The sequence below is a fragment of the Agrobacterium sp. 10T429 genome, from assembly GCF_056393925.1.
In genome coordinates this window covers 874,703-897,200 of the sequence record NZ_JBFTGV010000002.1, presented here as the reverse complement: position 1 = coordinate 897,200, position 22,498 = coordinate 874,703, and the positions used below count along the sequence as shown (strand labels likewise).

Here is a 22,498-nt window from a genome sequence, read left to right as displayed (position 1 = left end):
CTCAAAACGTTCCGGAACGGCCTCGATCATATGAAAGTTTCTAGTTCCAGAGATAGGCGCAGACATAGAAGCTCACAGCTGGTGAATAGTCATTACTCAATAGCTGAGCCCGCGCTACTGACGCCAGATGGGGTCAGCTTGCCGCTTACAATGCATTAGACGCTTCACGGAAGCTCTGTCTTGCGGGAATACGATTCTAGAGTCGTGAACCTGAAGATCAAAGCCTTGGGCGACTGCGGCAGCTAGGATGACATCAACGGAATAGGTTCCAAGTACATTCTTTGCTGAAACAGCATTCACCAGCTTCCTAATTGTCTGATCGGCCACGGTTTGTAACGCCATGACGTCGTGTATCGCTACAGAAGAGTGCGATGCGAATAGCTGGATTTTTTGATTAGAGGCTTCCTGATAGAGGTTCGCCAAATCGAAAATCATCTTAATGTTGCTAAAGCTTTTGAACTTGATGCTGGTACTATTTACAATCCCGGCTATCGACGTTCCTAATGTGAACGAAGGGGCGGTCAGACGGGTAAATGTCTCACCGTCCCAAATAAGTGAGATACTTCTGTCGAGAACCTGTCTCGCAGTAAAATTTTGAAGTAGTAACCGTTTGTCGGCATCGTCTCCGACGACAACACCTAATGCCTTGATACCCTGGCCGGCAAAGTTCGTCGGGTTGATTTCCTCCAGCGACATCACATTGCCGCAGGCGGCATTGAACATGGCAGATGTGCCGATATCGGGGCTCGCAACTAGTAGTTCATTTTTGTCCGGCTTCCATCCACCATCGAATGGTATCTCATCATCGACGCCGTCCCAGAACTCGGCTTCCTGCGTGCTAAAGATGCCCTCAATCAGGGACTGAACGTTAGAAGTAATCTTAACACGTTTCACTATGAGGGAGTTGGTTACTCGGCATATGGCAAGTAGATTCACAGGCAAAAATCACTCCGATAGGTCGATCAACATGTAGCCTGTAAGCTGACCTACGTTCTTAATCGAGTCAACGTTCTTGATCTTTTTTCTTGTTAGTAAGACGTAACTTACGCCCTCGGGAGTTCCAACTTTAAAGAAGTGCCAACCCATGAGGCTGAGAAGTGGATTGAAATGGTAAGTGTAGCTGGTCGCAAGCAGAAAAGCATATAGTCCGAGAGTGGGCACAAGGATATTCAGATTAACGGACGATACTTTGTCAAGGAAAAGTGGAGAAAGATAAAGTAGGAGAAACGAAATGTTCTCTTGGTCGACTGGCTCGACAGAGCTGAATCTCAGCTCGAATTTTTCCAAGTTATTGGTCAGCTTGGTTAGTACAAACCAACACGCCACTCCGAGGAACGCGGATGCTATTAGGAGCCAGAAGGGCACCCATGCGTAGCCCTCATTTATGGCGACCCAAGCGTAGACAAGGCATATCGGTGTTAGCGAAGTAAGTATCAGCAAGGTCTTGATAAAAGCACTGAACATTGCTGTCTCCTCTAATTACCACATATAATGAGAACAAATAATGAACAAGTGGTAAAAGAATCCTACATAGGTCTCGTGGCTTTAAGAGTGTACTCGGACCTGCAATGCTGCCGTGCGCGATTTTCTCTTACGTTTCTAACACACGACCCGACATCACGGCGATAAGAACCCCGCTCGCAGCTTGGGCCTGTCAGCAACAGACCGTACATTAGGGGAGGACGAGCGCACGACGCGCAATCTTCTTGTTTCTCTTTCGCGTCAACCTCAAGCCGGCCTCCCCGCTGGCCCAAAGCCTCAATCCTTGCTCTTCCCGCCATCGATCACGGCGAACGGCGGCGCCATGCCGGTATCACCTTTAAGCCCACGCGTTGCCTCGATCGCCGCCTCTAGATAAACGGTTGTTCTCTCATCTGCCGGGAACTCGTTCCGGTAGGAACTGATCGCCTTTTCCAGAAACTCATCGAGTATCGCGCCTTGCTCTGGCAACGTTTCGCGTAAGATCGATGCGATGAAATGTGTAGCGCTCCTGAGCGCAGACATCTCACCCTCAACTGTCAAAAGCCGCCTATTATATTCTTCGATCATAGTTTCACGTTCCTTTTTCTCGCGTCTCTAACTGCTGCTTCAACTCTAACAGGTATTTCTGCTTTGTCCTTCGCGATCTGCGCGCGAAGCTGTGCGATCTCAGGGCCACTACCCTGTACGTTATAGACCGGCGAAAAGTTGACATTAACGGCACTACCTCCATCAACACCCGTGATGGACTTCATGTCCGGAATGCTTGGAGCCGAAAGCGCAGCGGCAAGTCTGTGATTTGGTATAACCTGCTCACCGCCTTTGAACCGGACGAGCTCTGGACCTTTTTCACCGACCAATGCGACGCCAGACTGAGCCGAACTTGTGCCCTTAGCGTACATGGGCAGCGGCGCAGCCGGAAAGAAGCTCTTGCCGCCGCCGCCACCGAACAGGCCGCCGAAAACGTCGAACAATCCTCCACCGCTGCCACCGGCGTTGTTGATTTTGAAGATGTTGTTCAGCACGTCATTGATCAGCGAGTTACCAATCTTCTTGAGGCTGTCGGCCAGAATGTCGGCCGCGCTGGCGCCTTCAATGAAGCCATCTATGATACCCCGCGTGACGTCCTTTACGGTTTCCATCGCCTCTTCGGCGCGCTGGCGTATCTCGTCTTGCTTTTCGGAAAGCCGCTCGGACTCGACGACCGCGTTTGCATAGCCTGCGGCAAGATCCTCTATGCTCGCCGTAAGTTCAGGCGTGATCTTCACGCCAGCTTCTTGTGCCGCGGTAAGCAATTCCTGCTTGGTACGGGCGAACTCGATGGAATGCCCGTAGTCGTTCAGGAGCGGATTCATGCCGGCCTGTGCGGCCGTCTCAGCTTGCAGCGCGGCAGTACGCTTTGTGATCTGCTCAACCTCACGGGCATACTCATCGGCCCGCGTCCTACTGGATTTGCCGTCCTTGCCGGGAGTGACCTGGTACTGCTTGTCCGTGATGTCGATCGGGGTGAATTTCTTGCCGTTGACGGCTTTGGTGTCGCCGCTGCCGCCAATAATAGTGGGTGCACTGGTGGGGTACTTGAGCGGCTTGTCGTTCAGAGTGTCCTGAATGATGCTGGATGCGGTTTTGGTCTGTGCCTCTTGCAAGGCTTTGATTTGCCCCTCAAGCTGCCTGATTTCTGCCTGGCCGAGAACATTGGCCGGATTGGCCTTAATCTCCGCAATCTGTTTTTCGAGGTCGAGCCTCTTCTGGGTGTTGTCGACGAGCTTCTGGCTGCCCTTGATTGTGGATTCAACCCCCAGAGCACCACCGAACGCAGACAGCTTACCGTCGCCATCACTGTCTAGTGCACCGATGACACCTTGCCCGATTTTGTTTAGGCCCAGTGCCTCTCCAAAACGTCTCGCAAAGTTCTGAGCAGCATCAGCACCCGTGTTGAGCTTGTCGATGACGTACTGAATGTCAGACGCAAGACCATCCATATCGACGCTATTGACGAAGTTCGCCATGTTGTCGATCGCGCCGCCGAACGTGTTCGCAGCCTGCGTGGATTCGTTGAACCTGCGGACGGAGTTTGTCAGCGCCGTGCGAAGGTTCTCGAGACGCTGGTCGACCGTTAGTACCGCGCCAGCAACCTTCTGCTCAAGGACCGGTGCGCCGGCATTGATGCCGTCGAAGAATGCCTTTGAGGAAAGCTTGCCTTCCAGCATGATCGCCCGGAGCTTCGCGACCGATCCTTCGGCCTGCTTAATGCCGGCGGCGGCGGCCTGCAGGATGGTAGGCGCGCCTTCAAGGATCGAATTAAATTCCTCAGCGCGAACTACGCCGGCGCCAAGAGCCTGTGACAACTGTAAGAGCGCGCCGGACGCCTCTTGGCTCGACTGGCCAGATGCGCGCAGCGCAAGGGCAACGTTGGTGGAAAGGCTGATGATCTGGTCAGATGAAACGCCAAGCTCTTTTTGAACCAGTGACACGCGGCCATAGAGCTGAACGAGAGTTTCCAACGGCGCCGCGTTCTTCTGGGCAGCCGCAAACAGCTTCTGATACACGCCTTCAAGTTCTTCGCCGGCGAGGCCAGCGACCTTCAAGGAGTTGGTGATGCGCGTTCCGCTATCAGATAGCTGGCGAAAGCCCTGGGCACCGCCGATAAGGGCAAAGGCTTTCGCCGCACTAGCAGCGATCCCCGAATAAGTCGAATTCAGCCGGGCCTGCATTCTGGCGGAAGTGGTTTCGACACGCTTGAAATTGCGTTCGGCATTACGCGTGGCATTGGCGATCTTCTTTTCGAAGTCGCCAACCCGCGCTTCAAGCAACACGGCAAGCCGTTCGTACTCTACACTCATTTTTTCTTGCTCCTGACGGCTTTGGACATCGCGCGTTTGATTTTTGCGGCGGCCTTTTTTTGCATCAGCCGGAACCCCGAGAAGAAGTATGGTTGCGCCCTGCTGCCGGGGTTTTTGGATCCAGCAAACTGACCGCCGTTGATGTGAGCGCGTGTCCCAAATTCAACGAGGTGGGCGTACCTCACCTTGCTATTGCCGGCCGTGATCATTGCGGCATTCTCGGGAACGGTGCTTGCTCCACCTGGTTGACTGTGGGGCGGGGTTCTTTGCCCGCCTGCGGTGACTACAATGCTGTCCTTGAGATCGCCGTCGTCGACGGGTGCCAGAGCCTTCATAACGTCCGCCACATCTTGGGCAGCAGACGTTATGGCTGGCTGGGTTTGCTCGCGCACCGCTTTGGGTATCTTCTCAAGCCGGCGCTTTAGACGGTCCCAGCCTTGGACTTTAGCCATCGATGGCGCCGTCTCTTTCGACGGCCTTTTCTTCCTCCAGATCGGGCACACCCTTGCCGTGGAAAACAGCATCCATCACCCGAACCACCAGCGGGAAACTCTCAGCGGCAGGCCTGTTCTCCACATAGGTCCTAACCAGGCGCAGCGCGTCTGTCGGTGCTAGGCCACCGCCGATGAGGCTGAGGCGCATAATTTCGCGTGCGTCAATGAGGTTTACGATGCCGGTGCGGGCAGTGTGAAGCAACGTCGCGTACATAGAGCGATCTGTTGTTTTTTCCCATTCACTGACCAAATCCCAGGTTAGTGCGAATTTGTAGGTGCCGTCAGCAAAGTCTTCTTCGACGATTGCAAAGGGTTGTGCTGTGGTCATTTCAGTATCCTTTTTGGCTGTTGACGATATGTCGTGACGCTTGAATTAATGAGCGTCATGCAACTACAGTGTGCTGTGGGGTGGGGGCCGTGGGTTTATGGCGGATTTTGAAGCAGTCATTCGCAAGGCCGTGGATGGCTTGATAAACAACTCTCCCGAAAATCGGGCGAAGGTGTACGACAAGGCTCGAAGTGCCGTCATTAGGCAGCTTGAGAACATGAAGCCACGCCCGCCCGAAGAACTGCTTCGCCGTCAGTTGGCGAAGCTAGACGCGGCCATTGCTTCTGCGGAAGAAACCTATCCAGGAAATTTGGTTGAAGCAGAAAGCTTACCCCATCCGTCGCCAGAAATTGTGCCTCCACACATACCCCGACAGCAACCGGGATTGTCGTTTGGTCTAAATCCTCAACTGGGTCTCGTCACAGTTCAGCCGTCCGGTAGGGCGAGCGGTGAAGATCTGGGGGAGATTGGGGATCTACATAAGGTGCTTGTTGAGGCTACTGATGATTTGATCCTGTTAACGAACGGGTCGAACGCATACGGCCAGGTGGATAGGATCGCAAAACGTTATCGTAGATCGCTGCAGAACGACGAAGGCGATATCGAAATCGGATCGCTATACGCTTATGGAATTCGTCTGGAGAATTCCGCTCGGGGCCTTCGTAAGCAGATAGACACTGGCGACTTCCCTTCTTTGTCTCACGATCTCGCTGAAGCTATAGAATCGGTAATAGCGATACACGGTCCGCTTATCCTTTCTACGGCACTTGGTCGGGAGCTCTTGAATAAGAACCGGGCATACGCAGCCACAGAAATCGATGATGAGAGATATCGCGAAACCGCGATATCCCTTTGGCGCGATGCCAAAAGTTCGCAGCGGATTGTTTTCCCTGACGATATGGAACAGGTCATCCAGATTATTGCGGACATGAACGAAAGTGACCATCGGTCAAGAACAAACGACTTGGCGCGAACGACAAACAGTAATTTGTTGGCGACTTTAGCTAAACTAATAATACCTGTGACTACTGTCACCTCCACGATCGTCATCAGCAAGGGTTTTGAAAACTCAACGATCGGCATGGATGCAAGCCAAGGTGTCACTACGCTGATTAATAACGGCACCAATTTCTTCTTTGCCAACAAGGAGAGTCTTAGGTTGCTGGCGGGACTTGCCGGTTCAGAACTATCTTGGATAGACCCATTTTTGCGCTGGCTTTACAAAAAATCGGTGGAAAAAACGTAATGATTTCTCGCGCGCGCGTTTGCGCACGCGCGAGGCAAAAAACTGTGTTTGCGTTAAAAGTGCATTCCCGCGCCGGTCCTGCGGTGGGTCGATCGTCGACTTTGCGACGACCCCCGGTGGATCAACCGACCTTGCAAAAAATTGCAGCTTCGCGAAGGTTAAGTCATTGTCGTCACGCAGCTTCAAGTGGAGGAGAGACTTTGAATCAGAACAGCTATCAACGGGTCGCAGATGCCGATGAAATAGACGATGCGATCGTGGTGCGAATTTGGAATATGGACGGAAAGCTTGTTGGTGAAGCAGACCATCCCACTGTAGAGCAGGCAAGTACCGGCCGCGTTGCAATGGCCGCTTTAGGCAACCCTGTACCCGTTCCTGTAGCTTTGGCTAACGCTCAGCGTCTCAAAGAAAAGATGCCTTTCTTCAAACAGGTTTACGTTGAAATTGCGGACGACAAGCTTTGGGACAGCGCATGGGGTGAGTTGTTGGCAATCAAGCCGTCGGCCCTCACGTCCAAACCGTTCCGATAAAAAGGGGTGGCCAGCCGCAGGGGGCTAATACGGCTGGCCTTTGATAGCGGGGCGGAATCACACCCCACTATCTGGATGGCGTTAGGCTGCGAACGTACCTGTGATCAGGCTCTCAGGACGGTAGACCGCCAAGGCCAGACGTTCTTCAACGCGCGCAGTCGCCATGTTCTTCTCGAAGTCATCAGCGTTTTCGGTGCTGATTTCGAAAGTAACCTGCTGTCGGTCGAAGACCTGCGCGGCAGTAGCGAGAGCACCGACAAGGAACTGGCCGGCGGGCATGGCGGTGGTGTCGACAATCGGCAGGCGCCAGACGCGGTCAAGGCCGCCGTCAATTGGATTGCCGATGATGTAGTTTCCGCCTGCGTCCTTGGTCAGCTCCAAAGCCTCAAGGTCGTCAGGGTGGAGCACAATGCCAGTTGCGCGATACTCGGCGCGCCGCACCTGAAGGATGGCGTGCCTCAGCGTGTCGATGCGCGTGTCGCCTGTCTTACGAAGCGCATTGTCGAACGCCGTAGCCTGTGGAACCAGACCAGCGATATTCTGACCTGTGCCAGAGCCAAAGAGGAGCTGGTTTTCTTCCTTGATCTTGAGGCCGGTTGTGCCGCGCAGATCGAGGTAGGAAATCAGGCCAGGGCCATCAGCGAGCATCTGGATGCTGATCTTGAACAGGTGCGCGATTGTACGAACCGGCGCAGTCTTCATGTCGAACGTCAGATCCGAATACGGCTTGGCGGTTGTCTCGGCCACGGGCGCAGCGTTGTTCGTGTAGCCGGTTTCCTGAACGAATTCGATTGAACCAGCCGTAGTGGTGCCAGGGGCGATGAGATCGCGCACGGTCAGAACACGGTCAGGCTTGGCGATGATGCCAGGGCGGCGGTCAGCAGGTACAAGCGAAGTTGCCGCAGAACGGCCTGTGCCGACCGTGGTGTTGCCTGAGGTGATGGCCGCCATCTCTACCGACGCACTGCCACGCACGCGGCCTTCATTCAGATCCTTGAAGGCTGGGCTGTTCACCAATGAAGCCGCAAGGGAGTTGGTAGCATCGTAGTTGTCGTTGTCTTTTTCGCGGGCGGCTCGTTTTTCGAGCCCAGAAATTCGCTCAGACAGGTCGGCTGCCGAGGCGTCAAATTTGTCGCCAACTTCACGGATAAGTGTTGCCAGATCAGTCATATTTTAGTCCTTGAAAATTGAGGGGGTTTTCTGCGCGAACTCGATCGCGTCGGGCGTTGTCGTCGGCCAATTCTTCGGCCAACGCCTTTTCCGTTGCTGCGACGGCGGCGCGGAATTCTGTGGTGCTTGCGGCCAGCTTTTCGGCTAGTCGCTCTCGTTCGGGGGTGCTGGCGTAGTGCCGCTCCCAAACATGGGCGCGGGCAGCGGCACCATGTTTCACAAGGGCCACCACGTCGGATGCAGGTGATTGCCGGCTGGCCACGTCTGCGGCTGCCATGATGAGGTCTTTGATGGACATCAGTTCTTTCCAATGTTGATGATTGCGGCCAGCGCGTCGGCCTGAGCTGGTGACTGACCTTGGAGTTCAGCAGCTATGGCCGCGAGTGCTTCACCCGGAACTATGCGAGCTGGCGAGGCGCTATCGCGGGATGGCGGGTCGCCGAAAAGCAAGTGCTGGTTATCGACCGTGACGGATACGCCAGCGGGTGACTGGCGAACCATGAGGTGGCGCACCTGCCGTGGTGGCCCGAAGAGGAGTTCGCTTAGGAGCGTATCGAAGCGCTGGCCGTCTGTGGTGGTCAGGGCGCCGAAGGTCTTTGATGCCAGCGGGCCTGTTCCGATTCCCGATTCCCCGAGAAGCGCCAACAGAAGCGTGACGACCTCGGGCTCTGAAATATCAATTGGAAAACGGCGGCTTCCTTCGGTCTTTTGAAGCTTGCAGTCGTCTTGCAGCTTTCCGGCGATAGCCTGGACCCTGCCGACTTTCATGCCGAGCCGGCGCGCGAAAAGGTGCACGCATTCGTACAGGCGCATAGTGCACCTCCTATTTCTTGAGAATTGGGATTACTCGAGCAAAAAATCAGGCCAAGCTCGCACACCCGCCGGGGCGGGGTGCGTTGGCCGGATCACCGCGATACCACTCGAGGGATTTCAAGGTGGCAGTACATCCGTGCGCACCGTGATTGGAAACTGGGGTGAGCTACCGCGCGCGGCAACCCACCATCACGGCAGTGACGGCTGCCGGAAATGATAAAGGCCCGCATCGCTGCGAGCCTCTCTCTCTTATAACCTGTGGCGCGGGGAAATGGGGTACCCCTATGCGGCGAGCCTGTCTTGAGCACGCCAATGGCGATCCACAATCCCGAGGCCGTCGAATATCCTGGCGCGCGCCTCACCTTTGGCTCCTTTGCTCCCTGCGCCGAGCCGCTTGCCGATTTCGTCGAGCGTCATGCCGTCGACGACCGACCACTCGAAAGCTTCAAGGATGGCCGGGACATAAGCCAGCTTGGCGCGAAGGATCGCTAGTTCTCGCTTTGCATCGATCGCCGCCAGGATTGGCCAGTCGCCGTTCCACTTCTTAGGCACCGGTGCCGCAAGCTTGCGGGTGGTTTTCATGGCAGACGTCTTCCTGGTTGGCGCGGTGTCGGCGTTCGCTTTTTTGCCTGTTACGACCTTGGCGCCTTTCGAACGGCCTTCTGCGTCTTGGTTTTCGACGAAGAAGAGGTTTTCGCATTCCTTGCCGATCAACTGCGTCGGCCGCGACGCGGTGTCGTGCAGGTCTCGGTACCGACCCGCAAGCGACAGGAAGTAGTCCTTGCCTTCCGTGCGCAGAAGTTTTTGCAACGGCCAATCCGCGTTGTCGTTGGCCGCTTGGCCGCCGTACCATTGTGAGGAATACCAGGCGCGTCCATTAGCCAGCCACTGGTCAATCTCATCTTTCGCGCTGCTTGCTGTGACACGCGGAGGCGGATCACCTGGCAGCCTCACCTTGATGCCTGGTGCTTTCATGCGCACGCGTCTTGGCGACCATTCGCCAGCATCTAGGTCAATTGCAGTCGGCGTGTCGCGCCGGTCGAAGACCGGGATTTCTGTTTCCATTAGGCCGTCACCTTATGAAAGAGGGGTGTTTAGGGCTGCATACCGACGAGGCGCCGGATGCATATACTTTCCGAGAACGGTCCGAAAACGGGTAGTCGATTTTGAAATTTTTTTTGATGTCTACCGCAGGTGTATAAATTGAAATATATCCAGTAAAATTATACATCATAACGAATTATATAATAAGTTATATTATTATCTGTGAGTAAATACCTCGAGATCTGAATTTTCGTTGCTTTGCAAAAATCTTAAGAAGATAATTCACTTGGTATAAGGGAGATTCGACATGGCAGATGTGCTTGTTACATGTATCAATAAAAAAGATCGGAACAGCAGCCACGAGGGTATTACTCATCTCGGCAATCCGAACGCTGATGGTGGTGGTTGGAAGTGGACGAGGGCTGACGTCATTGCTTCAATCGAAGCAAAGACAAATACGTTCTACACGTATGTAAACGGAAACCGCGGCAACATTGGTGTCGTTAACGGTCCAAACGGGAAGTATGTAAGGACTTATGCGGACGGACAATGGAATGACAACCTGCTGTCTCTTTCCGAATGCTGAGCAAGCCACGTTTGAAAGATAGAGATGACAGAAAAAAAGGTAGTTAAGTCGACTGGGTCCAGGCGTACCGCTGATGGCAAAACGCTCAACGACGGCAGTAAAAATATTAAGGTTCAGAAGTCTTTCACGACGACGCACATACCAAATAAGCTCGGGAAACCGAAGCCAAAGTAGGGTGACGCATTGTCTCTGATAGATTTCGAATGGTGGGCACAATTAATAGCCAACCTAATCACAATTTTCGGTCTGCCGCTCGCTTTGGCGAGTATATGGTTTGTTGTCCGGCAAATGAGGAACGACAAGCTAGCTGTGTCTGCGGGGGCAGTCGGTGCTATGCGCATCGGCATAATGGATCGCATTGACCGGGTTCATAACGCTGGCTCAGGCGGTGACACTGAAGCTTGGGGTGAGCAGGTCAGGGAACTCTTTAACGATCTAGAGCTTGCGTGCGCGATTTTCCTTGATGGGCAGCTGTCCGGCCGAACCGGTGTTCTTGCTGAGTCCTTGTTACGCGACCTCCTACTAATCATACAGAACGATGATGATCTAAAGATTGAATTGGAAAAAGCTGTTCATGCCCCCCACACGTTCGTTAACATCAAGGACTTCGTAAAAAGGAAAAGTGACAGTGCACCGGACAAGTAACCTATCAGTGAAGCAAACTGCAGACCTGGTGAGTGGCGAACTCGTACGCATAAGTTTTGGCGCGTCAGCATCGATTGCTGTTTTCATGAAGCACCTAGATCGTGGTCGGTCTCTTATCGGCGTTCTAAAATCTGAATCATTTACCAATCCAATGACTTGGTACGCGGGAGACCTGCAGGATCACGTTCTGTCTTACGGCGTGGAATGGGTAGTCGATGAGATCCATGGGCCGGAGACGGCTTGGCGAGGTCGTTATGGACAACAGTCTGCTACATTTTATGTGACCAAAGATGGGCCCGTCATGAGCTTTCGAGCTCCTGAACATACGGGCCGGTACCAGTTTGTCCACTTCCGCTTGAGCGATAATGTGGAGGTGGATTTCGATGCGGGAAGCGCTCCTGTAGATAATTGGCGCATATGGGAAAGCTTGGATCATGTGAACGCTGGCGGAGAGCCGATATTGGAGATGATCAAAACTGACAGCTAGGCTCGACGCGAGACGCGCCATCAGGTCTGCCAGCGCGTGAAGGTCGTCGGCGATGGTCATGCGGCATTCCTCTCACCATCATCTGCGGGCAGATACTGCAAAGCTTCGCAACCGGGCGCTGGGCAGATCCGAGCCGTCAGTTTTCGCCCTAGAAGCTCATCAGCGTCTTTGATTTCATCCATTCCGATCGCCCGCATCAATGAAGCCAGTTGCTGCTGGCCTTCCTCCTGCTTTTTCTGATCGTCGCTCTGCGTGAATATGCAGTCGTCCTGTTCAAACTCGCCATCGTCAGTGACCATTGAGATATAGATGAAATCAGAACCGTCATCTTCTGACTTGTCGACTGACACGTAATCGATAGTGAATTCCGCAATATCAAAATCAGCCCGGACCGGCGCCTGCCGCAAGGCAGAGGCGCCCGGTTCCGGCGCTGATTTATTACCTACGTAGTCACCCCCCGTAGGGGTGACGTAGGTTTGGGGGGCGGAATCCTGCCCGACTAAACCATCTAGTGGGGCGGTCGGCTGCCCCACTAGTTCCCGCAGTGGGGCAGAATTCCGCCCCACTAGATTTGGGGCGCTAGTAGGGCGGTTTTCCGCCCCACTACGGCGACGTTTCTTTTTTGCTTCAGCACGGTCTTTTACTTCGGCCTTGATCGCTGACGCGACACGGTGGGCCCATTCAAAGTTAGGCAGGTACTCTGTACCGCGCGTCCCCGATCCAATTTTGGCAACCGAAATGTACTGCCATTCGACTAGGCGACGCAGGCTCTCCTTGACCGAACCGTTGGAGCGTCCCGTTTCTCGCTCAAGGTGCGTCTTGCCAGTAGGGCGCGTAACGCCATCATCTTTTAGGAAACGGTCGACAATTTCGAAAAGGCACGCCAAATCGCAGGCTGATAAGCGCTTGTCCTTCGAGGCGTACAAGGCGATCTGAAACTGGTTTAGCGAACCTATGCGTATTGCGGGTTCATTTGTCATCAACGCACCTCGCGCGCAGCACGGTATTCTTCTCCCCGCTCAAGGCAAGGAACGTACATCGCCTTGCCGTCTTCGGTGCGACCAACTTCCTTGATAAACCCAGCTTTGACGGCGCTCTGAATGGTCTTCCACATCGTCTTTCGCCCAACGCCGTAGTACCGCGCAAGCGTGTTTGTGCGCAGTACTGCGAAACCCTGCTTGTGCCATTGATCGAGAACGAGGGCGGGAATTCGAAAGCCGTGGCGGCCGCGGATCTGGCGATTGCCAGCCATCATGTAGTCGGTATAGAGGCGGTACGTTTCCTCGGTCAGTTCTTCTGACATCTCGATCCTTTCGTGGAGAGAAGGCGCACGAATGCGCGCCTGCCGGCAGGCGTCGGCAGGTTGTTGGTGATTGTGAACGTGCTTAGGCGGTCACCCGCGCACCAATCGCACCTTCAATCCAGTCCTCAACTTCGGACCGGACGTAAGCGATACGCTTCAAGCCTATCTGCACGGGCTGGGGGAATCGGTTTTCTTTAGACATGCGGGCAAGCAGCACGCGCGACATGGTTGTTGCGGCGGCCGCTTCTTTCGGCGTCATCAGACGCGGCTTGTTGTCATTCGCTGGAATGGTCATGGTGTCTCCTCGAAGCCAAGACAGAGTCATGGCGTGAAATGGAACGAAGATTTTTGAGAAGGTTCTGTTGTCGGCTGATACCGGTGAAGGCTAGGGGCGCTGGGCGCCAATGAGCCGGTTTTCCCGGCGCTGCTTTTTGGCGGGCACCACCCCGCCGATTGCCGCAACCACCACAATTGCGACGCTCATTTAATAGACCGATTTTACAAATTTGTCAAGATTTGGAAACTGTTGAAACCTTGCTTTCGCAGTATTCGGTCCAGTCCTCCATCATGGCGCGCCGCTTCGCAAGCGCGTCACTCCGGCGATATGCTTGCTCAACGACATCACCCACGGCGTGGGCAAGGGCAGCTTCCGCAACCTCGCGGGGGTGGCCGGTGGTATCGCCTGCCCAGTCGCGGAAGGATGAGCGCAGACCGTGCAGCGTAATGGACTTGTCCTCTGACGCGGCCCGCAGACTTTTCACCATGGCCGTGTCTGAAATCGCTGTGCCTTCCTTGCCGCCTTCAAATACCAAGTCACCGGTTGCCACCTGCTTACGCGCCTCAAGGATAGCCAGCATTCGGCCGGTGAGGGGAACGCGGTGCTCGCGGCCAGCCTTCATACGCTCGGCCGGCACAATCCAGACTGCCTCGGCGAAATCAATCTCAGACCAGACGGCGCCGCGGACTTCGCCAGAACGTGAAGCGGTGAGGGCGGTAAATTCAACGGCTCGAGCAGAAACGGCGCCGCTGGCCCTCAGCTTCGCCATGATTGCAGGCATGTCTTTGTATGCCGCCGCTGCATGGTGGCCGCGCGTCAGTTTGCTGCGTGCGGGCAGGAGCTCTTTCAGGCCACCGCGCCAACTGGCCGGGTTATCACCGGTGAATAGCCCGCGTGCCCGCGCGTGATCCATTACCGCCGCGATTCGCATTCTGGTTCGATCTGCGGTCTCAGGAATGGTAGTCCAGATAGGTTTCAGGGCTTCAACCACGTCGTCGCGGGTGATGTCGCCGACCGCCTTCTTGTGAAGCGGCTTTGCGTACTCATCGAGCGTCATGCGCCACTGCGCCTTATGCTTCTCATTTTTGAAGCTGGCTTCCTTTACCGCAATGACGTCTTCCATGACGTCGGCGAATGTCTTGCGCGTAGACAGATTCTCGCCGCGCGCCAGCCGTGCGCGAACCTCATCCGCCTTTTCGCGAGCCAAGGCCAGCGGCACCGGTGCGGTGCCCTGACCATACCCGCCAAGCCCTATCTCGACGCGCTTGCCTGCGCGTTTGTATATAAAGACCCATTGGCGGCTGCCTCCGGCGCGCACGCGAAGGAAAAGGCCGTCGCCGTCGCCGTAAATGCCCGGCTTTGTGAGCGTCTTTATCTTGGTCTCTGAAAGCTTATTGCGCGCCATGCTTCGCCCGTTGTCATAACTTTATGCATGAAATTATGGCAAATACGGCCATTGTCAACGAAATCGTATCAATAATTTCAATAGCTTACGAAGCGCGGCGGACATCCTCTCCGCCATTTCGGCACGAAGCCTGAAATTATAAATCTCCCTAAAAAGCTACTTCTTCCAAGCAGACACCCAAAGCATGCGTTTCCGCATGCCAGTTCGTTCTCCAGCGCGTTTCGCGAAACTCCGGCCCCTGCGATAAACCGCAGGATAGTGGAGAGAGCTAATGGGCCGACTCGATTCTGCCCCTCGTTTCTTGCAGGCAGTTATAAAGCACTCTGCACCCAAGTGACACACACTCGTATCCCGCGCCGTTTTCGCGACTCGTCCCATAACGCTTGCGGACGCAATCGGCCAAACAATTGAGGTGCCGGAGCCTGCGAGCCGAATCGTTGATGGGGAATCGGTGGCGAACCGCTCGGGTTTTACTGTTGTTTCTATGTGCGCACCGGGGAGCCATACTAAGTGTGGCGCCGGAGCGGGGCAAAAGTTTCCGTCGCCCTTCCCCTGCGGGGCAAGGGATCTCCGAAAAGGCCTATAGTTTAGAAAGACCTTGTTAACCGCGCTAACTAACGGATTTTCAAGTCATTTCTTAACGCATGGTAAAGCCACCTATGGGCCGTGTGCCCACTGTGTGCTGTTTCCGCAACAAACCGAAATGAAGCATGTACGTAAATGCGCTTTATCGGATGTTGGCGATTGCAAGCGGCGAAACCTTTTGTATTTTCACGACCAGAAGCGAGGCGGTGGATCGTTTGGCTTCTAAGAACACGGGAATGGGGCAGGGAATGCTGTCCTTCGGCAAAAGTACCCAGACCCACTTAAAAACTTTGACTGGAGGTCAATCATGAACATCAAGAGCCTTCTCATCGGCTCCGCTGCGGCTCTCGCAGCAGTATCCGGCGCTCACGCTGCCGACGCTATCGTCGCTGCTGAGCCTGAGCCCCTGGAATACGTTCGCGTTTGCGACGCTTTCGGCACCGGCTTCTTCTACATCCCCGGCACCGAAACCTGCCTGAAGTTCGATGGTTACATCCGTTTCCAGACCGACTTCGGCCGTAACCTGTCCGGTTCGTCTGACTGGAACTCGTTCACCCGCGCCCAGTTCAACATCGACACCCGCACCGACACCGAACTCGGCGCTCTGCGTGGTTACATCGGTCTTCGTGGCCAGGCTAACAACGACTCCGCACGTGGCGTTGTTGTTGACCAGGCTTTCATCGAACTCGGCGGCCTGAAGGTCGGTTACTACTACAACTGGTGGGATGATGGTCTCTCCGGCGAAGTCGATACCCTTTCTTCGAACGCTACGCGTCTGAACGCTATCCGTTACACCTACGACGCTGGCTCGTTCTACGTAGGCGTTGCAGTTGAAGAGCTGGAAGCTGCTCGCGGCGGTTCCAACATCTCTGCAGCTCTGACCAAGGGCGGTTCGTTCGAATCTGCGAACAACGTTGGCGTAAGCGGCATCATCGGTGCTAACTTCGGCGCCGTTAAGGCTAACCTGCTCGGCGGCTACGACACCGACCAGGAAAATGGTGCAATCCGTGCAATCGTCACGGCTGACATCGGTCCGGGCACCTTCGGTATCTCTGGTATTTGGGCTTCTGGCGCAAACAACTACTACGAAGAGTCCGAGTGGACTGTTGCTGCTGAATACGCAATCAAGGCAACTGACAAGCTGACCATCACCCCCGGCGCTCAGTACTTCAGCAAGATCGACATCGGCGCTGACAACGATTTCGTTGGCGATCGCGATGCATGGCGCGCTGGTGTAGCTGTTGGCTACAAAATCACCCAGGGCCTCTCCACGCTCGTTTCGGTTAACTACCAGGACGTAGACGGCACCGAAGGTGTAAACGGCGGCGGCGACAGCTGGGTTGGTTTCGTTCGCCTTCAGCGCACGTTCTAATCTGATCTGACATCGTCAGTGATGGAAAGCCCGGCTCTTGAGCCGGGCTTTTTCGTTTGATGCACATTGGCGAGGGGCAGGCAAAGCGTCGATTGGCCGGCGTTTCGATATCCCGGCGACTTTCCGTTACGGCTTAAGTCGGTTTGTATCGTTGCCGATTCGTCTGCCACTCAACTGTTTTGGGCCTGTCGAACTGGGAACTGATTCTCTCCTGCTGCGGATGGAAGCGTTGCTGCCGACAGCCCGATTTTCCACCAATGGCACCGCGTTTCAGACGATTTCCCATGGCGCAGCGATGTCAGAATTCTGGCGGTGGGATGAGGAATGACTTATCTCATTTATCGGCATTTCGCTTAAGTCGCTGAAAAGCATGAATTATTAACGTTTTGTTAGGAAGTGCTGCCCGTCGGTTAGAATTGTAGCTATTTCGCAACAATGCAAAACTAAGGTCCCCTTACTGTCTTCCTTTTGTCATCATTGGGATTGCCTCCCCGGCCGGTTTTGGCTCTAATCATCTCCATAAGCGGCACGCATTTAGTTGTGTTTCCCCACCCGCTGCTTAGAAAATTAAGCGTTTGACTGGAGGTCAACCATGAACATCAAGAGCCTTTTGATCGGCTCCGCTGCGGCTCTCGCAGCAGTATCCGGCGCTCACGCTGCCGACGCTATCGTCGCTGCTGAGCCTGAGCCCCTGGAATACGTTCGCGTTTGCGACGCTTTCGGCACGGGCTTCTTCTACATCCCCGGCACCGAAACCTGCCTGAAGTTCGACGGTTACATCCGTTTCCAGACGGACTTCGGTCGTAACCAGTCCGGTACGTCTGACTGGAACTCGTTCACGCGCGCCCAGTTCAACATCGACACCCGCACCGACACCGAACTCGGCGCTCTGCGTGGTTACATCGGTCTTCGTGGCCAGGCCAACAACGACAGCGACCGTGGCGTCAACGTCGACCAGGCTTTCATCGAACTCGGCGGCCTGAAGGTCGGTTACATGTACACCTGGTGGGATGACGATCTCTCCGGCGAAACCGATATCCTTTCTTCGAACTCCACCCGTAGCAACGCTCTGCGTTACACCTACGATGCTGGTTCGTTCTATGCTGGTATCAGCGTTGAAGAACTCGACTCGGTACGTGACGGCAACTCCAACCTCGGCGTTGCCAAGGGTGGCGTCTTTGAAGGCCCGAACAACGTCGGCGTCAGCGGCATCATCGGCGCGAAGTTCGGCGCAGTTTCTGCCAACCTGCTCGGCTCCTATGACACCGACCAGGAAAATGGTGCAATCCGCGCTATCCTGACGGCTGACATCGGTCCCGGCACCTTCGGTCTCTCTGGCGTTTGGGCTTCTGGCGCAAACTACTACTACGAAGAGTCCGAGTGGGCAGTTGCTGCTGAATACGCAATCAAGGCAACTGACAAGCTGACCATCACCCCCGGCGCTCAGTACCTCGGTACGATCGATATCGCTCCTGATGGTGACTTCACCGGCGACAACGATGCATGGCGCGCTGGCCTGACGGTTGATTACAAGATCACCCAGGGTCTCGATGCCAAGATCGCTGCAAACTACCAGGACGTCGATGGTCCGACCGGCGACAGCTGGACCGGCTTCGTTCGCCTTCAGCGCACGTTCTAATCTGATCTGACATTGTCAGTGATGGAAAGCCCGGCTCTTGAGCCGGGCTTTTTCGTTTGAGTGCGGTAAATCCTGAAAACAAAAAAAGCACCGGGCCTGCCGGTGCTTTGATATTTTGACAGTAGTCAACTGATGAACCGGTCTTCTATCCCGCCCGGCCATGACGCAGGTCATCAACAATATCGGCCTGTTGCCCCAGCCTCGTCTTGTAGACCTGATAATTCTCCATCACCCGCTGCACGTAATTGCGGGTTTCGGGGAAGGGGATGCGCTCGATCCAGTCCACGACATCGTCGATAGGCTTGCCGCGCGGGTCGCCATAGCGGGCGATCCATTCCGGTACACGTTTCGGGCCGGCATTATAGGCGATGAAGGTGAGGATGTAGGAGCCGCCGAAACTGTCGATCTGTTCGCCGAGATAATGTGCGCCGAGCGTGGCGTTATATCCGGCGTCGCTGGTCAGCATCGCCTGAGTGTAGGGCAGGCCGTGGCGTCCGGCCACGCCCTTGGCGGTTCCCGGCAGCAATTGCAGCAGACCGCGAGCATTCGCAGCGGAGACGGCGGCCGGGTTGAAGGCGCTTTCCTGCCGGGCGATGGCATAGGCAAGCGCCTTGCCGGAGCCGGCAATATTGGCACTGGCGGGAATGACACCGAGCGGATAGGCAAGGGCGGCCGCGTCGATGCCGCGGCTGAAGGCCGTCTTGCCGATTTGCAGTGATACCTGATGGTTGCCGTTGCCCTCTGCCCTTGCTGCCAGAATGGCAAGCTCGCCCGGGCTGTCGAGCTGATCTGCCAATGACCTGTAGAGGCTGTCGGCCCGCCAGCCGTAGCCTGCGACTTCCAGCCTGTCGATGGCCCGCACGGCTTCGCGGCCGGCAAATCGTTCACGGTCGGCAGCGCTCGGAGCAGGGTATGTGACGTTCAGCGTCTTTGCATCGATTCGTGCGGCAGCAAGCTGGCCGTAAAAGGTGCCGGAATGGGCAGCCGCCTTGGTGAAGAAATCGCGGGCATTGCCCGGCCCGCCCACTTCCGCCGCCCGCCCCAGCCAATAATAGGCCCGCGAGGCGGAAAGTGGCCGGTTCGAGGTCTGCAAAAGGGTGTTGAAGTGGCGTGAGGCCGTGGCGGGATCGCGCAGTGCCCGCAACGCGTACCAGCCGGCATGGAATTCCGCATCGGCAACATCGACGGCTGATGTGGCCGAATGATTGGCGACGATGCGATAGGCTTCGGCAAAATCGCCGAGATCGGCGACGCCGCGCGCGATGATTCGCCGCTCGTTCCACCACTCGCCGGGATTGACGAGTTTTGCCGTGTCCTTCGGCGCCTGCTTTAAAAGTGCTGCGGCTTCCGGATATTTCTGCTGGTTGCGCAGATTTTCGATGCGCGCGAAGAGAAAAGCAGGGTCGCTGCGCAAGTTGGCGTCAACCTTGCCCAGCAGCGCCACGGCATTGCCTGAGCGCTGCAGCACGGCGGCCCAGGCATTGTAGAGCGATTGCGCCTTGCCGAGATCACCGAAACGTTTCGCCTGGCCGATTCGGCTGCGATACATCAGATAATCCATGCGCGCCTTGTGGTCGGCGGGCGTCAGATAAGTGGGGAACTCGGCAAGAACACGGTCTTCCATGTCCTTGTCCATGCCTTCGCTCACCCAGAGCTGGCGAATGAGGCGTTGTGCTTCCAAAGCCTTGCCGGAAGAGGTGAGGGCCTTGGCCAGCACAACGGTGCCCTCGGCTGTTTCCGGCCGGCCGCTGCCAAAAGCGGCAAGCACCTGGGGTGCCGGTGGATTTTCGCGGTAAAGCGCCTTTTCGGAATTGGCGCGCAGCGTCGCCGCACCCGGCCACCCCGCCAGTTCGCTCTGGGCTGTAGTGATTTCGGCGGAAGGCACGTCCTTCTGCCCGGAAATGGCAATCGCCCAGGTAAGAATATGCCGGTCGAGACTGCCTGTCTGCATGGCGTTACGAACCGCGATGGCGCGTGTCGTGTCGCGGCTGGAAAGCGCATCCAGTCCGGCTTTAAGCTGGCTCGCATCGTCAGGCCGGTTAAGGCGTGGTATGGCGCCGGTAATTTCGGGCGAGGCCGGCATGAAGGCGGGAACAGCAGGCGCATTCGGCTTCACATAGGGAAGCGGCACGGCAGCTTCCGGCACGGGGCCGGCCAGCGCGTTCCAAACGGTCGCGGCAAGACCTGCCGCCATCAATCCCCAAACTGTCTTTTTCATACCGCTCTTCATCACTGGACGGAAACAATCGACCTTCTTGTATTGTCGTTTCATTGCAGCGGGATTGCGAAATGCGCCAGTGCGTTGCACCTATGAGTTTCGCCTCAGATCCCGCTCTGGAATCTACGGAGACTGTGCTTAACGAAACCTTACTTTCCGCTCGGCACTCCAATCAACTTTTATTCACCGGTCTGCGAGCGGCGTAAAATTCCACCGCCTCGTTTTTTGCCTGCCGCGTGAGCTTCCGCGACTGTCACACTTCCGACAATTTCGGACAAAATAGGCTGCCTTTGCGCTTGTCGGCGCCAAGGGCTGGCACTAATGTGTGCCGGTTTTAACCATCGAATGCGGCCGAAGCATGAACCGGCTCGGCGCCAGGAGCTTTGTATGTTCAAGGGATCAATTCCCGCCCTCATTACCCCGTTTACGGACAATGGTGCCGTGGACGAACAGGCATTTGCCGCCCATGTGGAATGGCAGATTGCCGAAGGCAGCAACGGACTTGTGCCTGTGGGCACGACGGGGGAATCTCCAACCCTGTCCCATGACGAGCACAAACGTGTGGTCGAGCTGTGCATCGAGGTAGCGGCGAAACGGGTTCCGGTCATCGCGGGCGCTGGCTCCAACAATACCGATGAAGCGATCGAACTTGCCCTGCACGCGCAGGATGCCGGCGCGGATGCGCTGCTGGTGGTCACCCCCTATTACAACAAGCCGACGCAGAAGGGGCTTTTCGCCCATTTTTCCGCAGTTGCGGAAGCGGTGAAACTGCCGATCGTCATCTATAACATCCCGCCGCGCTCGGTGGTGGATATGTCGCCGGAAACCATGGGTGCGCTTGTAAAGGCGCACAAGAACATCGTCGGCGTCAAGGATGCGACGGGCAAGCTCGACCGCGTCTCCGAACAGCGGATTTTCTGCGGCAAGGATTTCATCCAGCTGTCCGGCGAAGATGGCACGGCGCTTGGCTTCAACGCCCATGGCGGCGTCGGCTGCATTTCGGTCAGCGCCAATGTTGCGCCACGCCTCTGTTCCGAATTCCAGGCGGCCATGCTTGCAGGCGACTACGCCAAGGCGCTGGAGTATCAGGACCGCCTGATGCCGCTGCACCGGGCCATCTTCATGGAACCTGGTGTCTGCGGCACAAAATATGCGCTTTCAAAGACCCGTGGCGGTAACCGCAAGGTCCGCTCGCCGTTGATGAGCACGCTGGAACCGGCAACGGAAGCGGCAATCGACGCGGCACTGAAGCATGCCGGCCTGATGAACTGACGGACACCTGAAACCCGAAAGGCGCGCAATGGGACTGCTTCGCGACAGAAGCCGTTTCGCGCGCCTTTTCTTTTCGTAACGACGATACTAAATAGAAACGTGAAAACCGCTCGTGGCGGACAAGCCGCAGGCGCAATAAGAAAAACAAGGGATTGAAATATCATGGCCCCCAAAGGCAGCCAGCGCGTGGTGAACAAGATCGTTGCGGAAAACCGCAAGGCTCGTTTCAACTACGAAATCATCGACACCTATGAGGCGGGTTTGGTGCTGACCGGCACCGAGGTCAAGGCGCTGCGCGAAGGCAAGGCTAATATCGCCGAGTCCTACGCATCGGACGAGGGCGATGAAATCTGGCTCATCAATTCCCACCTGCCGGAATATCTGCAGGCCAACCGCTTCAACCACGAGCCGCGCCGCCGTCGCAAGTTGCTGCTGAACAAGCGCGAGATTAACCGTCTGCGCGCCGGCATCAACCGTGAAGGCATGACGCTGGTGCCGCTGAAGGTCTATTTCAACGAAAAGGGCCGTGCGAAGCTGGAACTGGCACTGGCCAAGGGCAAGAAGCTGCACGACAAGCGCGAGACGGAGAAGGAACGCGACTGGAACCGGCAGAAGTCGCGGCTGCTGAAGGGCAACAACGCCTAGAGCTCATCCCTCATTCCTGCACTTGTCGCAGGAATCAAGCCGCCGCGCGTCTGCGCGGCGAGAGAGTTCTTTTCAGCCCAAGGATTTGGGCTGGCTAGATTGCTGTGACAAGCACAG

Annotated in this window: 24 protein-coding genes and 1 pseudogene; 9 read left to right on the top strand and 16 right to left on the bottom strand. The window is 55.8% G+C overall.

Translation table 11 applies throughout. The annotated features are described in order from the left end of the window. Positions 1–114: 114 nt before the first annotated feature. The 6 genes from AC1DCP_RS09410 to AC1DCP_RS09385 all read right to left on the bottom strand — a co-directional run bounded on the left by AC1DCP_RS09410 (position 115) and on the right by AC1DCP_RS09385 (position 5,144). Positions 115–942 carry a hypothetical protein gene (locus AC1DCP_RS09410; RefSeq protein WP_476774233.1) on the bottom strand — a complete coding sequence of 276 codons (828 nt, stop codon included), beginning with the start codon at positions 940–942 and terminating at the stop codon, positions 115–117. A 3-nt stretch (positions 943–945) separates the two neighbouring features. Beyond that, positions 946–1,464, bottom strand: coding sequence for a hypothetical protein (locus tag AC1DCP_RS09405; RefSeq protein WP_262514314.1), 519 nt, complete (start codon positions 1,462–1,464; stop codon positions 946–948). A gap of 294 nt (positions 1,465–1,758) precedes the next feature. After that, positions 1,759–2,049 (bottom strand): hypothetical protein, encoded by a 291-nt coding sequence (locus AC1DCP_RS09400; RefSeq protein ID WP_262514315.1) that lies wholly within the window; start codon positions 2,047–2,049, stop codon positions 1,759–1,761. After that, positions 2,046–4,322: a tape measure protein gene (locus tag AC1DCP_RS09395; protein WP_476774232.1), complete on the bottom strand. Its 2,277-nt coding sequence runs from the start codon at positions 4,320–4,322 to the stop codon at positions 2,046–2,048. The genes AC1DCP_RS09400 and AC1DCP_RS09395 overlap by 4 nt, the downstream gene beginning before the upstream one ends. Beyond that, positions 4,319–4,774 carry an HK97-gp10 family putative phage morphogenesis protein gene (locus tag AC1DCP_RS09390; RefSeq protein ID WP_112501984.1) on the bottom strand — a complete coding sequence of 152 codons (456 nt, stop codon included), beginning with the start codon at positions 4,772–4,774 and terminating at the stop codon, positions 4,319–4,321. Before AC1DCP_RS09390 ends, AC1DCP_RS09395 begins: the two co-directional genes overlap by 4 nt. Then, the gene (locus AC1DCP_RS09385; protein WP_476774231.1) at positions 4,767–5,144 is read right to left on the bottom strand and encodes a gene transfer agent family protein; all 378 of its coding nucleotides are present in this window, start codon (positions 5,142–5,144) and stop codon (positions 4,767–4,769) included. Before AC1DCP_RS09385 ends, AC1DCP_RS09390 begins: the two co-directional genes overlap by 8 nt. 97 nt (positions 5,145–5,241) lie before the next feature. On the opposite strand from AC1DCP_RS09385, the pseudogene AC1DCP_RS09380 reads away from it, so the two are divergent. Both AC1DCP_RS09380 and AC1DCP_RS09375 read left to right on the top strand, forming a co-directional pair. Continuing rightward, positions 5,242–5,478: pseudogene (locus AC1DCP_RS09380) on the top strand (hypothetical protein); the annotation flags it as partial. A gap of 1,112 nt (positions 5,479–6,590) precedes the next feature. Then, the gene (locus AC1DCP_RS09375) at positions 6,591–6,920 is read left to right on the top strand and encodes a hypothetical protein (RefSeq protein WP_476774230.1); all 330 of its coding nucleotides are present in this window, start codon (positions 6,591–6,593) and stop codon (positions 6,918–6,920) included. Between the two features lie 81 nt (positions 6,921–7,001). On the opposite strand, the gene AC1DCP_RS09370 is transcribed toward AC1DCP_RS09375, so the two are convergent. From AC1DCP_RS09370 to AC1DCP_RS09355, 4 genes are all read right to left on the bottom strand, one after another. Continuing rightward, positions 7,002–8,090, bottom strand: coding sequence for a phage major capsid protein (locus tag AC1DCP_RS09370; RefSeq protein WP_476774229.1), 1,089 nt, complete (start codon positions 8,088–8,090; stop codon positions 7,002–7,004). Then, on the bottom strand, positions 8,083–8,388 hold the full coding sequence (locus AC1DCP_RS09365; RefSeq protein ID WP_476774228.1) for a hypothetical protein: 306 nt from the start codon (positions 8,386–8,388) through the stop codon (positions 8,083–8,085). The genes AC1DCP_RS09370 and AC1DCP_RS09365 overlap by 8 nt, the downstream gene beginning before the upstream one ends. Continuing rightward, positions 8,388–8,903, bottom strand: a complete 516-nt coding sequence (locus tag AC1DCP_RS09360) for a hypothetical protein (protein WP_476774227.1) — start codon at positions 8,901–8,903, stop codon at positions 8,388–8,390. The genes AC1DCP_RS09365 and AC1DCP_RS09360 overlap by 1 nt, the downstream gene beginning before the upstream one ends. 282 nt (positions 8,904–9,185) lie before the next feature. Continuing rightward, positions 9,186–9,968 (bottom strand): hypothetical protein, encoded by a 783-nt coding sequence (locus AC1DCP_RS09355; protein WP_476774226.1) that lies wholly within the window; start codon positions 9,966–9,968, stop codon positions 9,186–9,188. 286 nt (positions 9,969–10,254) lie between these two features. On the opposite strand from AC1DCP_RS09355, the gene AC1DCP_RS09350 reads away from it, so the two are divergent. Together AC1DCP_RS09350 and AC1DCP_RS09345 are read left to right on the top strand one after the other, a co-directional pair. Beyond that, positions 10,255–10,533: a DUF3892 domain-containing protein gene (locus AC1DCP_RS09350; protein WP_173614645.1), complete on the top strand. Its 279-nt coding sequence runs from the start codon at positions 10,255–10,257 to the stop codon at positions 10,531–10,533. 183 nt (positions 10,534–10,716) lie between these two features. Next, entirely contained in the window at positions 10,717–11,178 is a 462-nt protein-coding gene (locus AC1DCP_RS09345) for a hypothetical protein (RefSeq protein WP_234904869.1), read from the top strand. 136 nt (positions 11,179–11,314) lie between these two features. On the opposite strand, the gene AC1DCP_RS09340 is transcribed toward AC1DCP_RS09345, so the two are convergent. The 5 genes from AC1DCP_RS09340 to AC1DCP_RS09320 all read right to left on the bottom strand — a co-directional run bounded on the left by AC1DCP_RS09340 (position 11,315) and on the right by AC1DCP_RS09320 (position 14,650). Continuing rightward, a complete protein-coding gene (locus tag AC1DCP_RS09340) occupies positions 11,315–11,725 on the bottom strand; it encodes a hypothetical protein (protein WP_476774225.1) in 411 nt (136 codons plus the stop codon). Then, positions 11,722–12,645 (bottom strand): hypothetical protein, encoded by a 924-nt coding sequence (locus AC1DCP_RS09335; protein ID WP_476774224.1) that lies wholly within the window; start codon positions 12,643–12,645, stop codon positions 11,722–11,724. Before AC1DCP_RS09335 ends, AC1DCP_RS09340 begins: the two co-directional genes overlap by 4 nt. Beyond that, positions 12,645–12,968, bottom strand: a complete 324-nt coding sequence (locus tag AC1DCP_RS09330) for a hypothetical protein (RefSeq protein ID WP_476774223.1) — start codon at positions 12,966–12,968, stop codon at positions 12,645–12,647. The genes AC1DCP_RS09335 and AC1DCP_RS09330 overlap by 1 nt, the downstream gene beginning before the upstream one ends. 82 nt (positions 12,969–13,050) lie before the next feature. Then, positions 13,051–13,263, bottom strand: coding sequence for a helix-turn-helix transcriptional regulator (locus tag AC1DCP_RS09325; RefSeq protein WP_476764090.1), 213 nt, complete (start codon positions 13,261–13,263; stop codon positions 13,051–13,053). A 214-nt stretch (positions 13,264–13,477) separates the two neighbouring features. Beyond that, complete coding sequence (locus AC1DCP_RS09320) at positions 13,478–14,650, bottom strand: tyrosine-type recombinase/integrase (RefSeq protein WP_476764089.1); 1,173 nt, start codon at positions 14,648–14,650, stop codon at positions 13,478–13,480. An 892-nt stretch (positions 14,651–15,542) separates the two neighbouring features. Between AC1DCP_RS09320 and AC1DCP_RS09315 the strand changes: the two genes are divergently transcribed. From AC1DCP_RS09315 to AC1DCP_RS09305, 3 genes are all read left to right on the top strand, one after another. After that, positions 15,543–16,607 (top strand): porin, encoded by a 1,065-nt coding sequence (locus AC1DCP_RS09315; RefSeq protein ID WP_065688162.1) that lies wholly within the window; start codon positions 15,543–15,545, stop codon positions 16,605–16,607. 37 nt (positions 16,608–16,644) lie between these two features. Then, a complete protein-coding gene (locus AC1DCP_RS09310) occupies positions 16,645–16,935 on the top strand; it encodes a hypothetical protein (protein WP_476774222.1) in 291 nt (96 codons plus the stop codon). Between the two features lie 264 nt (positions 16,936–17,199). Beyond that, entirely contained in the window at positions 17,200–18,246 is a 1,047-nt protein-coding gene (locus AC1DCP_RS09305; protein ID WP_013635791.1) for a porin, read from the top strand. Between the two features lie 145 nt (positions 18,247–18,391). Here AC1DCP_RS09305 and AC1DCP_RS09300 read toward each other — a convergent pair whose 3' ends face one another. Next, a complete protein-coding gene (locus tag AC1DCP_RS09300; RefSeq protein WP_162696049.1) occupies positions 18,392–20,464 on the bottom strand; it encodes a lytic transglycosylase domain-containing protein in 2,073 nt (690 codons plus the stop codon). A gap of 387 nt (positions 20,465–20,851) precedes the next feature. Here AC1DCP_RS09300 and dapA point away from each other — a divergent pair, with 387 nt between their 5' ends. Both dapA and smpB read left to right on the top strand, forming a co-directional pair. Next, on the top strand, positions 20,852–21,736 hold the full coding sequence (dapA, locus tag AC1DCP_RS09295; RefSeq protein ID WP_065658095.1) for a 4-hydroxy-tetrahydrodipicolinate synthase: 885 nt from the start codon (positions 20,852–20,854) through the stop codon (positions 21,734–21,736). A 162-nt stretch (positions 21,737–21,898) separates the two neighbouring features. Continuing rightward, positions 21,899–22,381: an SsrA-binding protein SmpB gene (gene smpB, locus AC1DCP_RS09290; protein WP_003512228.1), complete on the top strand. Its 483-nt coding sequence runs from the start codon at positions 21,899–21,901 to the stop codon at positions 22,379–22,381. Positions 22,382–22,498 lie beyond the last annotated feature (117 nt).